Below are 15,908 nucleotides of genomic sequence, written 5' to 3' on the forward strand. Positions count from 1 at the left end.
TGAATCATAAAGGGATTTGAATCAAATGAGCCTGCAATTTATAATTTTCGTGCTTTAAAATAGAATGTTGCCAATAATTAATACGCTTGCAGAAATTAAAATTATATATTTATTATTGCAAAAAGCCTCCCGCTAACCATGAAAAAAACTATACTTATTGCGTTTATATTTTTGATGAATTTTAAATCCTATGCGCAGGATTTGTTAGGAATTCCTCAGATTGTAAATTACAATAACGAACAATATCATGGCGGAATTCAAAACTGGGACGTAAAGCAAGATAAACAGGGCATCCTATATTTTGGTAACAACGAAGGACTATTAACATTTAACGGTCGTTACTGGAACCTGCATCGTTTGCCTAATTATACATCGGTAAGGTCTATCGGAATAGATTCTAAAAACAAGATTTATGTTGGCGGACAAGATGAGCTGGGTTATTTTTTTCCAGATTCGCGTGGAATTTTAAGGTATACTTCATTATTGTCATTGTTACCCGAATCCCAACGTAAATTTGCTGATATATGGGATATTGCCATTGTTAAAGATGAGGTTTTCTTCCGTTCAACCAATGCAGTGCTCCATTATAAAGATGGTGCAATTAAAAGCTATAAGCCCAGCTCAACATGGTTGTATCTCGGTTATGTAAATAAACAGGTTTTTGCCCAATCTAAAGATGCAGGTATCCTGGTTTATGATAAAGAAGTTTGGAAACCTTATTGCACCGATACCGTTTTAAAAAGATTTTCAGTTACTTCGGTTATACCTTATGGAAAAGACACGCTTCTGGTTGCTACCTTAAAAAAAGGGTTTTTTCTGATCCATAATAGCCAGCTTATCCCGATGCATACTCAATTGGATGCAGTATTTATAAACGACCGTATTTTTTTTGCCAGCCAAATCAGTGCCGATCTTTATGCTGTTGGCACCACATCGGGTGGAGTTTATATCATGAACAGAAAGGGAGAACTGGTACAGAAATACAACTACCGGGAAGGTTTGCAGAACAATAATGTAAGGGGGATTTTATTAGATCAGGATAAAAATATATGGCTTGCATTGGATGATGGAATTGCCTACGTAGCCATAAACAGTGCCATTAAAAACATTTATCCCGACCGGAATAAACAAATTACCAGTTATGCTTTTCGCAAGTATAACCAATCCTTATACATTGGTACTTCTAACGGTTTATACCGAACTCCGGTTAATCCAGCGACTAAAGATTTAAGTTATTCATCTTCCAGTTTTGAGGAGGTTAAAAATACAAAAGGACAGGTTTGGGGCCTTGATGAAATTAACAACCAATTGTTAATGGCACATGAAGAGGGCACTTCTTTAATTCAGGGCAATGTGGCGAAACCTTTATATACACTTCCTGGTACCTGGATGTTCCAGCCCTTACAAAATGTTTTACCCGCATCTGACGTTTTAGCCGGAACCTACTGGGGGCTGCAAAAATTAAATTATGCAAATGGTACATTCACCAATGGTGGTAAAATAGAAGGCATTACAGAAACCCTGAGGTTTATTGTTGTAGATAATAATGATAATATCTGGGCTTCTCATCCTTATCATGGTGTTTATAAAATAGAATTAAGCGCCGATCACAAAAAGGTAATCCGTACAAAAATGTTTTCTACAAAGGAGGGTTTGCCATCAAAATTGTACAACTATGTTTACCGGGTTAAAAACAGGGTGGTTATTGCCACGGTAGACGGGGTTTATGAATACGATATTGAACATCAAAAATTTATCCGGTTAAAATTGCTGAAAAATGCCCTTAATGGAGTTTCCATTCAATATTTAAAAGAAGATAACGAGGGTAACATTTGGTTTGTAACCAATAAAAAAGTTGGTATTGTTGATTTTAGCAAACCATCGGGCAGCAATCCATTTAGTATATTTTACTTGCCCGAGTTGGATGGAAAAGTTGTAGGTGGCTTTGAATCTATTTATGCATTAGATAAGAAAAATATATTTATCGGGGCTAATAAAGGTGCTTATCATATTAACTATGATAAATATATAGAGAACATTACCAAGCCTGTGGTGCTTTTGGGTGCAGTTAAACTATTAGTTACCGACAGTAATATCTTTGGCGGATATTTTGTTGAAAAGAGCAATATTGTAAACAAACAGGATTTAAAACAAATACTTAAGCTTGAAAATGCGCTAAACTCAGTACATTTTGAGTTTTCATCTACCCTTTTTGAGCACGAAAAGAATATTAATTTTAGTTATCAGCTGGTTGGTTTTGATCGTGAGTGGTCTGCATGGGGTGTAAAGAGTGAGAAAGATTATACCAATCTCCCTGCAGGGAAATATACCTTTAATATAAAAGCAAGAACGGATGCAGGAAATGAATCGGCAATTGTCAGTTATACTTTTGAGGTTTTACCTGCCTGGTACAACTCCATCTGGATGAGAATATTTTACCTCGCGTTGCTGGTTTTGCTGGTCAGGTTAATTATTAGATGGCAAAAAAGCAAACACTTAAAGGAGCAGGAAAGAATGAGCTACCTCCATCAGCTGGAATTAGACCAAACTGAAAAAGAAATTGTGCGCCTTAAAAATGAGAAACTGGAAGCTGATGTAAATTATAAAAATAAAGAGCTTTCTACCATGACAATGCATTTAGTGCAAAGAGGCAAAGTACTGGCAAAAATAAAGGAGGTTATTTCTGCTGTAATTAAAAGCCCCGACCTTTCGGAAAGTTCGCCAAATTTCAGGCACCTGATTCGGTTGATTCGTGAAGTAGAAAAGAAAGACCAGGAACTGGATCATTTAAGTGTACACTTTAACCATGTAAATACAGAGTTTTTTAATAAGCTTAAAGATCTTTACCCGGAGCTTAGTCAAAATGACCTGAAATTTTGTGCTTATTTATCCATGAACCTTTCTACAAAAGAAATGGCACAACTCATGAATGTAACGATAAAAGCTGTTGAAGTAGGACGGTATCGTTTAAGAAAGAAACTCCAGATCAAACCAGAAGTTAATCTTTACGAATTCCTGATTGAAATTGCCAGACAAAAAGGCCAGTAACAACGCTTTATACGTGCTTTAAAATCATTTTTTTGAATTTCATTGGGTGTTTCTGTATCTATCTTGTTTTCAGTTCGTTGCAAACGCTGTGTAGTGCTTATGTAGGTGCTTAATAATCTTATTTTTGACCTAAAACAGGTTTTTGTATGGTTGGTGTAGTAGGCCTGAAATAGCCTAAAATAATTTTCCTCTATTAGATTTGATTTGAGTTGCGGCAGCTGTGCAGGCGCTCGAGCTAACCAAATCATTAACTAAAAACTATTTTCTATGAGAGGAAGATTTACATTCGTATTCTTCATTTACTGTATTATGGTATTTCCCTTTGCTTTAATGGCGCAGGATATTACCGTTACAGGAAAAGTAACAGATCAAAAAGAAGGGTTGCCACTTCCGGGGGTAACCGTAAAAGTAGAAGGCCAAGCTAAGGCAACTTCTACAGATGGCCAGGGCCGATTCTCTATTCAGGCTGCTAATGGCGCAAAACTAACATTCAGTTTAGTAGGAATGATCAATAAAACAGTTACCGTTACCTCATCAACCATTAATGTGGATTTACTGACCGATACCAAAGAATTAACCGAAGTGGTGGTAGTAGGTTACGGTACACAGAAGAAAGCTTTGGTTACCGGTTCAATTTCCAGTGTAAAGGCCAAAGACCTGGAAACGATGCCGATTAACAGGGTAGAACAAGCTTTACAAGGCAGAACCTCTGGTTTAACTATTGCAAGTGGTAATGGTCAACCTGGATCGGCATCAACGGTAAGGGTTAGGGGTTTCACTTCTTTCGCGTCGTCAGGTAATAATGATCCGCTTTGGGTTGTTGATGGTGTAATTGTGGATAATGGAGGGATTGGTTATTTAAATCAATCAGATATTGAATCCATTGAGGTTTTAAAAGATGCTGCTTCACAAGCCATTTATGGTGCACGTGCTGCAAACGGCGTAATTATTATCTCAACCAAGAAAGGTAAAGATGGGCGACTTAGCGTAAATTACAATGGGTTTTACGGTACGCAGGCGCCTGCTAAAAAACTCAAGCTATTAAATGCAAACGAATATGCTACCATTAGAAATGAAGCTTATACCAATAGCTACGATCCGGCTTCAGGTAATCCTTTCGTACTTCCTTATTCAGCTACGACTAATTATGGAGAAGGTACAGATTGGCAATCAGTTGTTTTTAATGATGATGCCCGCAGACAAACCCATGAATTTAGCGTTTCGGGTGGAAGCGATAAGTATACGTTTTATACTTCATTTGGTTATATAGAGCAACAAGGTATTGTAGCCACACCCATTTCTGATTTTAATAGAGCCAATGTTCGGATTAACTCGACCTTTAAACCAGCTAAATGGATCAGTTTCGGTCAAAATTTAGGCTATAGTCACTCCGTTAACAGTTCTTTAGGTAATACCAATAGTGAATTTGGCGGTCCTTTAAGTTCGGCAATTCACCTGGATCCAATTACACCAGTAATTCAAACTGATCCAACTGCTATTGCTAAATCTCCTTATACCATTGCAAATATTATTAAAGATCCGGCAACGGGCTTTCCATATGGTATTTCAGGTCCTGTTGGCCAGGAAATGAGTAATCCATTGGCTTATATTCAAACCAGGTTGGGTAACTATGGCTGGGATCATAACATTGTTGGTAATGCTTTTTTAGATATTGAGCCTATTAAAAATTTAAAGTTCAGATCATCATTAGGAACTAAAATTGCTTTTTACGGCACTGAATCTTTTACCCCGTTATTCTGGTTAAGTCCTTCAAATACAAATACAAAGGCAAATTTTTATCGGGAGATGAACCAAACGCTAAACTATACCTGGGAAAACACAATAAGTTATTCTAAAAATTTCGGCAAACACCATGCATATGCACTTTTTGGACAAGGTTATTACATGGATAACAATAACCGTGGTTTAAACGTGCGGTTTAACAACGTAATTGCGCAAAATTTTTATCAAGGCAATTTAAACTATAAACCTGCTACAGCCGATATTCAAGGTGATGGTAGCGATGCAACTTTACATGTTGTAAACTCTTTATTTACCCGTGTTACCTATGATTATGATGAAAAATATTTGTTTACAGGTATTATTCGTCGTGATGGTTCTTCTCGTTTTGGTACAAACAACCGCTTCGGTTATTTTCCGTCAGCCTCAGTTGGATGGGTACCTACAAAGGAAAGTTTCTGGCCAGAAAACAAAGTTGTTAATTTCTTAAAACTCCGTGGTAGTTACGGTATTACAGGAAATGATGCAATTGGCGATTTCAGTTATGTATCATTGGTAAACAGTGGCCGTAACTATACTTTTGGAACTACTGATGTTAGTACCATTGGATGGAGCCCGGCTGCTTTATCAAACCCCAATTTGAAATGGGAAGAAACACGCCAAACAGATATTGGTTTAGACGCAACCTTATTTACTGATTTTACGATAAGCGCATCTTACTTTAAAAAGAAAACCGTAGGTGTATTGCAAACCCCTTCAATTCCACTTTATTTGGGTGCTGCAGGTGGTGCAGCAGAAAATGTTGGTGATATGCAAAACACCGGTATCGAATTTGAAATCGGCTATAGAAAGAAAATTGGTGAACTTAATTTAGGCATCAACGCTAATGTATCAACCTTAAAAAACAAGGTAACCAAGCTATTACCGGGTAGAGAATTTATTGAAGACAATGCACAGAGTTTCCAGGGTATGGGCAACTTTACACGTACCGGAATTGGCCGGGCATTTAATGAGTTTTATGGCTACAATATGATTGGTATTTTCCAGTCGCAAGCCGAAATTGATGCCTATAGAGGGCCAGGCGGTACAATTCTTCAGCCTTCGGCAAAACCGGGCGATATTAAATTTGAAAACCTGGATGGTAACGAAACCATAAATGCTGCCGATCGTAAATATTTGGGGAGCCCACTTCCGAAATATACTTACGGTATTACCATTAACTTGGCTTACAAAAACTTTGATTTTGTTGCCTTTGGAAATGGTGTTGGTGGCAATATGATTTTTCAGGGGTTAAGACGTTTGGACGTAACTTATGGAAACTGGCAAAAGTCAATTCTTGATCGATGGACACCTACAAATCCTTCAACCACCACGCCACGTGTAGCGGATAAGGATTTAAACGGAAACTATACAAAATTCTCTCAAAAATATTTAGAAAAAGGAGATTACTTCCGGTTGAAAACCCTTCAGATTGGGTATAATCTTCCAAATGATTTTATTAAAAAAATTGGAGCACAAAAGGTTCGTGTATATCTAATGAGTGAAAACCTTTGGACAGTTACAAAATATACAGGTTACGATCCTGAAATTGGTGGAACTGTACTGGGCGTAGATAGAGGTATCTATCCACAGGCCCGTTCGTTCATGGTAGGTTTAAATGTTGGATTCTAAAAAAATTAAAATGAAAAAAAATATTTTAGCCATTGCAGCCTTGTTAGCGGCTTCACAACTAATGGTTTCTTGTCAAAAACAACTCAATGTAAATCCGCGTGAACGTATTTTGGAAACAAGCTATTATCAAGACGAACAGCAAGCTTTTACAGGTTTAGTAGCGGTTTACGATCAGCTGGGTAATCAATCTGGTGGGTACCTTACCAAACTTAATCTATTTAGTTCTGCGTCTGATGATCACTTTGCGGGAGCCGATTCCCCATCTGATTTGGGCGATTTGCAGGCAATGAACAATTATACGGTGAATTCATTATCCGGTGCGCCAAGTTATTTGTGGGGCAAGGGCTTTACAGGAATTTATCGTGCAAATGTTTTACTGAAAAAAATAGAGGGCATTTCTATGGATGCTTCTAAAAAAGCAAGATATATTGCAGAGGCGAAAGCATTGCGTGCTATATTTTACTTTGATTTAGTGCGTATTTTCAAAAATATACCATTAATATTAGCTCCAGTAGAGGCCTCCGCTATGTTTGATGTTACACAAGTTGCTCCGGCCGATGTGTACAAACAAATAGAAACAGATTTAACCGATGCTTTATCCGCACTGCCTACAACCATTCCTATTGCCGATGCAGGACGTCTAAATCAGGGCGCAGTGCATGCCGTTTTAGGTAAAGTGTACCTGTGGCAAGAAAAATGGGGGCCGGCCGCCGCAGAATTTGCTTTAGTGAATGGTACAGCACCTGGTGTAGGCACTTATGGCTATAAACTATTGCCAAATTTTGCCGATTTATGGAACTGGAAAAATAAGTTCAATTCAGAATCTATTTTGGAACTCAGCTACAATACCACCTCAAACATGGGTTGGAGCAATGTGGGTAGTCGCGAGGGAAATGTGATGGGCATTTTAGTAGGGCCACGTAACTACATTCCGGTAATTGCAGCAAAGGCACCAGATTATGTTTCGGGCTGGAGTGTTATGCCAATAACGAAAGAATTGTTTGATTTAATTCACTATGATCCTCGTAATAAACCAACGGTGGCCAATTTAGATAGTTTAGAAAAAGCAGGTATTGTAACCTATAAACATGCCAATGATAACACCGGGTATTTTGTTGAAAAATATGCAGGAAGAGTATCTACTAAAGCTGCTATTGGCCAGTTAGAATTAAATTTCGGTCAGAATATGTACGAAATACGTTTAGCCGATACTTACCTGATGGAAGCCGAAGCATTATTAAAAAGTGGAGCTGCGGTTGGCGCGGGTACAAGAGCTTATATTTTCTTAAATGCCGTAAGAGCACGTGTAGGTTTAAATCCTGTTGAGGTAAATATGGATAACATTATGAAAGAAAGACGCCTTGAATTAGTGGCCGAAGGGCAAAGGTGGTTTGATTTAGTTAGATGGGGCCTTGCTCCAACAAAATTAGCTTTTAAAGGGTTTAAGGCCAATAAAAATGAAATTTTGCCAATTCCGCAGGCTGAATTAAATAATACAAAAATACTCCAAAGTAAAGAATGGGGAGGTAGCAAATAGCTTAAATTACGTTTAATTGTTAACAGGGAGGGGAAAAAAAGCCTCTTCCTGTTTTTTCAGAATTTCATTGCCGTCTCCATTTTTCATTTGATTCTATATGATGATACACAAATTTTTTGTCCTTCCTTTAACGTGCCTTTTAATTGCATTATCTTTTTCTGTTCAGGCACAAACGGCAGCTCAGCTCTGGCTCACCAAAGCCGACAGATCTATTTTATTTGCGAAACAAGATCTTGCCTTAAAATTTTCTGCTGAAAAAAATGACTTTACTACCATTCTCGTAAATGAAGAGGAAGTTTTCCAGCCAATTGATGGATTTGGATATTCGCTTACGGGCGGAAGTGCTCAACACATTATTAACATGTCTGCTCCGGCCAGGGCTGCATTACTTAAAGAATTATTTGCAACCGATGGGAATAATATAGGTATAAGTTACATTCGCCTGAGTATTGGAGCATCCGATTTGAATGAAAAAGTTTTCTCTTACAACGATTTGCCCGAAGGACAAACCGATTTAGAACAAAGTAAATTTAATTTAGGGCTGGATAAAAATGATGTGATTCCGGTTATGAAAGAAATCCTGGCTATAAACCCTAAAATTAAAATATTAGGTTCGCCCTGGTCTCCGCCTTTATGGATGAAAACCGCTTATGATGCTCGCGGTGGTATGTTAAAGCCCGAATATTATGAAGCGTACGCCAAATATTTTGTGCGTTACGTACAGGAAATGAAAAAAGAAGGCATTATTATCGATGCGGTTACTGTTCAAAATGAACCCTTGCATCCAGGTAATAATCCAAGCTTATTAATGCCTGCGCCTGAACAAGCTACATTTGTTAAAAATAACCTGGGGCCAGCATTTGCAAAAGCAGGTATTAAAACTAAAATTATTATTTACGATCATAATGCCGATCGGCCCGATTATCCAATCACAATTTTGAACGACCCTCAAGCAGCCAAATATATTGATGGTTCGGCATTTCATTTATATGGAGGTAAGATTGAGGCCCTGAGCGATGTGCATAATGCCCATCCGGATAAAAACATTTACTTTTCTGAGCAAATGGTTGTCGAACGCCCCGGTAGTACAGGTATTAATATTACCGGCCCGGTTAAAAGATTAATTATTGGCGCAACGCGTAACTGGAGCCGCAATGTTTTGGAATGGAATTTAGCAGCCGATTCTGAAAATAAGCCCTTTACGGATCGTGGCGGATGTCCCACCTGCCAGGGTGCCGTAACGATAGATAAAGATGTGGTAAGCAGAAATCTGGCCTATTATTCTGTAGCCCATGCATCAAAATTTGTTCGCCCTGGTTCGGTACGCATTGCCTCTACAGAATTTAACGATTTATCTAATGTAGCCTTTAAAACACCCGATGGAAAAAGGGTGCTGATTGTTGCAAACACAGGTAAAGAAATGGCAAAATTCAACATCAGCTACAAGGGCAAAATGCTTGCTACAAGCCTGGATAAAGGTGCTGTTGGAACTTATATCTGGTAGTCAATCACTAATCCCGTTTTATAATTTACGTAATCAAAATTTCTATGTCACAAAACCCAATCAAAAAAAAATACCGGTTTGTTAACACTGTAAAAAAACTAAGTTTTCTCCTTCTAATAAGCATTACCTCGCTCAACGGTTTCGCTCAAGGTTTCTTAAAAACCGAAGGCAAGAAAATAGTAAACGAAAAGGGCGAAAATGTTTTACTCAGAGGTATTGGTTTAGGCGGATGGATGTTGCAGGAAGGTTATATGCTTAAAATTAATAAAGATGCACAGCAATATAGAATCCGCGAACGTTTAGAAGAACTGATGGGTGCCAGGCAAACGCAGGAATTTTATGATGCCTGGTTAAATAACCATACCAGAAAAATAGATATAGACTCTTTAAAAGCATGGGGCTTTAATTCTGTACGCCTGCCCATGCACTATAACCTTTATACTTTGCCTGTTGATAAAGAGCCTGTTGCCGGACAAAATACCTGGTTGGAAAAGGGCTTTGCTTTAACGGATAGTTTGCTTTCGTGGTGTAAGGCCAATCATATGTATTTAATTTTAGATTTACATGCCGCACCTGGCGGACAAGGCAGCGATTTAAATATTGCCGACAGAGATCCGTCAAAGCTATCGCTTTGGGACAGCGAAGCCAATCAGCAGAAAACAATTGCACTATGGGTAAAATTAGCTGAAAGGTATAAAGATGAACCTTATATTGGAGCTTACGACATTTTGAATGAGCCAAACTGGGGTTTCCAGAACCTGGAAGAGGATAAAAATGGTACCAAAGAAAAATTAAATGCGCCTTTAAAAAAATTAATGGTTGATATTACTGCTGCCATCCGAAAAATAGATCAGAAACACATTATCATTATAGAAGGCAACGGTTGGGGCAATAATTACAATGGCATTTTCCCGGTATGGGATAAAAATATGGTATTGAGTTACCATAAGTACTGGAATTACAATGATCAGGCTTCTATTGCACACCTGATAAAAGCAAGAGAGGAGCAAAATGTACCGGTATGGTTGGGTGAAACCGGCGAAAACTCCAATGTTTGGTTTACGGATGCCATTCACTTGCTGGAAGAAAATAACATTGGCTGGTCATGGTGGCCCTTAAAAAAGATTGGCTTCAATAACCCGATGGAAATAAAATCTAATCCAAATTACGACAGCGTGGTTAAATACATGAACGAAGGTGGCAACAAGCCAAAAGAAAGTAATGTATACAGTGGATTGATGGAATTGGCAACTTACGTAAAGTTAGAAAATACAATTATTCATAGAGATGTAATTGATGCCATGATTCGCCAGCCCTTCACCACTGAAACCAAATCTTTTAAGGCTAATTTAGTGAAAAATAATGCTATAATTAATGCCGTTGATTATGATTTGGGTAGAAATGGCTACGCCTATTTTGATGCTGATACGGCAGATTACCATGTATCTACAGGTAAAAGAAGTGCTGGTAACCGTGGTCGTATCTATAGAAATGACGGGGTTGATATTTTGAAAGATTCAGCCCAATACGAAAAATATTATGTAACCAATATTGAAAAGGGAGAATGGCTACAATACACACTTGCGGTAGAGAAAAAAGGCAATTATACACTAAAACTAAGTACAGCTTCCAACCAGAACGATGGAAAAATTTCAGTTGCTGTAAACGGTAAAATTATGGCAACTGACATTAAAATTCCCAATACCGGAAATAATAAAAATTTTATACCTTTTGAAATTAAAAACATAGCTTTAAATGCAGGCAAACAGCATATTCGGATTATAACTGATACAGGTGGTTATAATTTTTCTTATATTCAGTTTGTAAAATAACAAAACATCCCCTTGAAAGGCTTTAAGCGCATTCTCCTCCTATTTGCAACAATTATTTTGGTTGTTATTATCTTATCCAGGTGTATGAGTGTAGCCGATCAATTGCCAAAAGACATCAGGGGTGAAAATTATACCGGAGCCGCAACGTGCGTAAAATGCCATGCGGCTCTATCTCAATCTTATGCCCACAGTGCGCATGGCTTAACCTCCAAACCCATCATTGATCGGGATTTATTGAAAGTGTTTGCAGCCGATTCTAATACCTTTTCTTATAACGACCATATGCGGGTAGCAATCGAAAAAAGGAAAAATGGCATTTATCAGGTTGCTTACGAAAACGGAAAAGAAACCCATGCAGAACGCTTCGATATTCAATTTGGATCGGGCGAAAAAGCATATACCTATGGTTACTGGCAAGGGAAAAAGTTACTCGAACTGCCATTATCTTATTTCTCCTCTATTAATAACTGGGCAAACAGTCCCGGTTTTCCAATGGATAAAATTTATTACAGCAGAGGAATTACCAGCCGCTGTATTGAATGCCACGGAAGTTATGTAAAAAAGAAAGTTACCCAAAAATCAGCCTTGGTTTTGGATGAGGAAATGGAAAAAGGATCCTTAATTTATGGAATAGATTGCGAACGCTGCCATGGACCAGGTAAACAGCATGTCGTTTTTCATATGGAAAATCCGGAAGAAAAGAATGCAAAATTTATAACCATTTATAAAACCCTAAGCCGGAAACAAAAAATGGATGCCTGTGGTGTTTGCCATTCAGGAAACAATGTTCTGCCTCAGAAATCTGTCTTTGGCTTTCAGCCTGGCGATGATTTGGGTGATTATTACTTTCAGGATTTTGTATCCTTCGGCGGTGCCAATCCCGATGTACACGGTAATCAAACCGCCATGCTAACAGGTAGTATGTGTTACCGGAAAAGCGAAACCATGACGTGTCAATCTTGCCATAATACCCACGAAAGTGTAAAAGGAAATATGCAGCTTTATAGCCAGCGCTGTATAAACTGCCATAAAACAACACAACATAGTGCCGTTACATTGGCTAAAGGCATACTCAAAGATAATTGCATCGATTGCCACATGCCTAAGCAGCCTTCAAAATTAATCAGTTTTCAAAAAGCAGGGCAAGATCAGGTAAGCCCGTATCTTTTGCGTTCGCATCATATTGGTATTTATCCTGTTGCACAATCTTCTGCAGCACGTTAATTAAATGTTAAAAGGTATGGCTTAGCTTTTAATGGCTTGAATTTATATTTTTTAAGAAGTTGTAATTCGTACATTTGGCATCAATCTCCATAAGATTCTGATCAGATATGCCCTTAAAATTTTACTTCCCTTTATTATTGCTTTTCCTCTTCATTAATTCTGCAGTTGCACAGAATAAATTTACATTAAGTGGTACCGTTCGCGATGGCAGTACCGGAGAAACTTTAATTGGTGCAACAATAAAAATAAGCGGAAACACCACTGCGGGTACGCAAACCAATGCCTATGGTTATTATGCTTTAACACAACCCGAAGGTACTTACACCGTAACCATTAGTTATACGGGCTACACCTCCTTTACCAAAAGCATTACCCTGGATAAAAACATTAAGCTAAATGAGGAGCTGAAAACAGCAAATGATTTGGCTGAAGTGGTGGTTAGTGCCAGCAACCGTAAAAATGAAAACGTTAAAAGTGCTCAAATGGGATTGGAAAGAGTGGATATGAAATCTTTAAATTCCATCCCGGTTTTATTAGGTGAAAAAGATGTTTTAAAAACCATTCAACTGTTGCCAGGTGTAAAATCTGGGGGTGAGGGCAATACCGGTTTTTATGTTAGAGGTGGTGCAGCAGATCAGAATTTAATTATGCTTGATGAAGCCGTAGTGTACAATTCATCCCATTTACTGGGTTTCTTCTCTACGTTTAATGCAGATGCCATTAAAGATGTAAGTTTATATAAAGGTGGTATGCCGGCGCAATATGGCGGTCGTTTATCTTCTGTTTTAGATGTTAAAATGGACGATGGAAATAATAAAGAATTTAAGTTTCAGGGCGGTGTTGGTTTAATTGCATCGCGTTTGAAAGCAGAAGGACCAATTGTTAAAGATAGGGGTTCTTTTATGGTTAGTTTCCGAAGAACTTATATCGATTTGTTTTTAAAAGCTTCGCCTGATTCTTCTATAAATGGCAGTACGCTGAATTTTTACGATATTAATGCAAAGGCCAATTATAAAATCAATGATAAAAACACCATTTACATTTCGGGTTATTTTGGGAAGGATAATATTGGCGTAAAAGATCTTTTTGAGAATAACTGGGGTAATGTAACCACCACCATCCGGTTAAATCATATTTTTAATGCAAGATTGTTTTCCAATACTGCTTTAATTTACAACAATTACAATTATACGGTAAGGTTACTTAACGATGCGACTAATTTTAAAGCCACTTCTTTAGTAAGGGATTTCAATTTTAAAGAGGATTTTCAGTATTTCAGTAATAAACACACTTTACGGTTTGGCTTAAACGCAACGCAGCACCGCATTTCTCCGATAGACATCACCTCAACTTCGCAAGAGTCGCAGGTAAATTCATTAACACAGGAAAAACGTTACGGGTTGGAGTCTGCTCTTTACATTTCTGATGAATGGGCCGTAAGCGATAAATTAAATTTTCTTTATGGTTTGCGTTTAGCCGCATTTTCTTTAATGGGACCAGGTAATTTTGGCCAGTACGATACAGATGGAAACATCAGTAATGTAGATCATATAGAAAGCGGCCGGTTTTACAAAAACTACCTGAATTTAGAACCTCGTTTTTCTGTAAGTTACTTGTTTAATGAGCAAAACTCCATTAAAGCCTCCTACAATCGAAACACGCAAAACGTTCACATTTTAACCAATGCTACCTCCAGTTCGCCAACCGATCAGTATGTTTTAAGCAGCAATAACATTAAACCCGAAATTGCCGATCAGGTTGCTTTAGGCTATTTTAAAAATCTGGAAGAAAACAATTACGAACTTTCGGGCGAAGTTTATTATAAATGGATGCAGAACCAAATCGACTATAAAAATGCAGCACAGTTAATTGCCAATTCAAATGTAGAATCAGAGCTGCTTTATGGCACCGGAAGAGCATACGGTTTAGAATTGTTTTTCAAAAAGAAATTCGGGAAATTAAACGGTTGGGTAGGTTATACACTTTCGCGTACGGAAAGGAAGTTTGCTGAATTAAATAATGGTAATTACTTCCCGGCCCGGCAGGATAGAACCCACGATGTATCGGTAGTTGGTATTTATAATTTAAATAAGCGATGGACATTTTCATCAAGTTTCATTTACAGTACGGGCAATGCCGTTACTTTTCCAGCCGGCAAGTATAGCGTTGGCAACCAAACCATGTACTATTATACCCAAAGAAATGCCGGCAGAATGCCTTATAACATGCGCCTTGATTTAAGTGCAACTTTAGAAGGTAAGCATACAGGACGCTACCAGTCGAGCTGGAATTTTGGAATTTATAATGCCCTTGCCCGCAAAAATCCATATTCAATTGAATTTATTAATGATCCAAAAGATCCAACAAAAACAGTGGCCGAACAAACTTCTCTTTTCGGATTAATTCCATCTGTAACCTGGAACTTTAAATTTTAGTAGCAACATGAAAACATTTACTCTATACTTTGCAGCCCTTTGTTTGTGTCTAACCTCCTGCAAGAAAATTATCAGCATTGATACCGACAACGCCGAGCCTCAAATTGTAATAGAAGCAAACATTACGGATAAACTCACTGATCAGCAAATCAGGATTACAAAATCTGTAGGTTATAGCGATCAGAGTATATACCCGAAGGTAAGCGGAGCAAATGTTACTGTAGCCGATAACAAAGGCAATACTTATACTTTTACAGAAAAAGAACCTGGTGTGTACATTAATAAAATGAAGGGTGTTCCTGGTTTGACCTATAGCCTGATGGTAACGGCAGAAAATAAAAGCTACACTGCAATTTCTACTATGCCACAAGTGGTTAAATTGGATTCGGTTGGCGTAATTAGCAATAGTTTTTTTGGTAAGGAGCGTAAAACGGCCGCGGCTTATTTGGTCGACCCGGTATTAGATGCAAATTATTATCACTTCTATTTATATGTAAATGGCACTTTATCTAATCGTATCTATGTAAATGATGATCGTTTAACTAATGGAAACAAGCTACGTTTGCAGCTGTACTATGAAAAAAGTGACGATGATGATGAAGGTTTAAACACTGGCGACAAGGTAAGTGTAGAGATGGAATGTATTGATGCCAATATTTTTAAATACTGGTATGCGTTAAGCCAGCAATCGGGCAGGGGGCCAAATCAGGGTACAACTCCTTCAAATCCTACTTCAAACATTTCCAATAATGCTTTAGGTTATTTTTCGGCACATACATATCAAAAAATTAGCATTACAGCACCTTAGTCTTCGGATGTAGTTTTTCTTTTCAGAATGCTTCGGCTCCCCCTTTCCCCCCTCGCAAAGACGGAAATAGGACCGTCATTGCGAACGAAGCTTAGGTTTTTTGTGCGTT

The 15,908-nt window shown here is 38.0% G+C and carries 8 protein-coding genes; all 8 read left to right on the top strand.

Annotated features, from left to right (window positions below; all coding sequences use genetic code 11):
• The first annotated feature begins 138 nt into the window (after nucleotides 1-138).
• Nucleotides 139-3,048 (top strand): triple tyrosine motif-containing protein, encoded by a 2,910-nt coding sequence (locus R2Q77_RS16210; protein WP_316804772.1) that lies wholly within the window; start codon nucleotides 139-141, stop codon nucleotides 3,046-3,048.
• A gap of 267 nt (nucleotides 3,049-3,315) precedes the next feature.
• Entirely contained in the window at nucleotides 3,316-6,459 is a 3,144-nt protein-coding gene (locus R2Q77_RS16215) for a TonB-dependent receptor (RefSeq protein WP_316804773.1), read from the top strand.
• Nucleotides 6,460-6,469: 10 nt separating this feature from the next.
• Nucleotides 6,470-7,996: a RagB/SusD family nutrient uptake outer membrane protein gene (locus tag R2Q77_RS16220; RefSeq protein ID WP_316804774.1), complete on the top strand. Its 1,527-nt coding sequence runs from the start codon at nucleotides 6,470-6,472 to the stop codon at nucleotides 7,994-7,996.
• 97 nt (nucleotides 7,997-8,093) lie between these two features.
• Entirely contained in the window at nucleotides 8,094-9,500 is a 1,407-nt protein-coding gene (locus tag R2Q77_RS16225) for a glycoside hydrolase family 30 protein (RefSeq protein ID WP_316804775.1), read from the top strand.
• A gap of 44 nt (nucleotides 9,501-9,544) precedes the next feature.
• The gene (locus R2Q77_RS16230; RefSeq protein ID WP_316804776.1) at nucleotides 9,545-11,332 is read left to right on the top strand and encodes a cellulase family glycosylhydrolase; all 1,788 of its coding nucleotides are present in this window, start codon (nucleotides 9,545-9,547) and stop codon (nucleotides 11,330-11,332) included.
• A gap of 84 nt (nucleotides 11,333-11,416) precedes the next feature.
• Nucleotides 11,417-12,556 (top strand): multiheme c-type cytochrome, encoded by a 1,140-nt coding sequence (locus R2Q77_RS16235; protein ID WP_316804777.1) that lies wholly within the window; start codon nucleotides 11,417-11,419, stop codon nucleotides 12,554-12,556.
• Nucleotides 12,557-12,663: 107 nt separating this feature from the next.
• Complete coding sequence (locus R2Q77_RS16240) at nucleotides 12,664-14,991, top strand: TonB-dependent receptor (RefSeq protein WP_316804778.1); 2,328 nt, start codon at nucleotides 12,664-12,666, stop codon at nucleotides 14,989-14,991.
• A gap of 7 nt (nucleotides 14,992-14,998) precedes the next feature.
• Nucleotides 14,999-15,799 carry a DUF4249 domain-containing protein gene (locus R2Q77_RS16245; RefSeq protein ID WP_316804779.1) on the top strand — a complete coding sequence of 267 codons (801 nt, stop codon included), beginning with the start codon at nucleotides 14,999-15,001 and terminating at the stop codon, nucleotides 15,797-15,799.
• Nucleotides 15,800-15,908 lie beyond the last annotated feature (109 nt).

The sequence above is a fragment of the Pedobacter nototheniae genome, assembly GCF_032678625.1.
Lineage (GTDB): Bacteria > Bacteroidota > Bacteroidia > Sphingobacteriales > Sphingobacteriaceae > Pedobacter > Pedobacter nototheniae_A.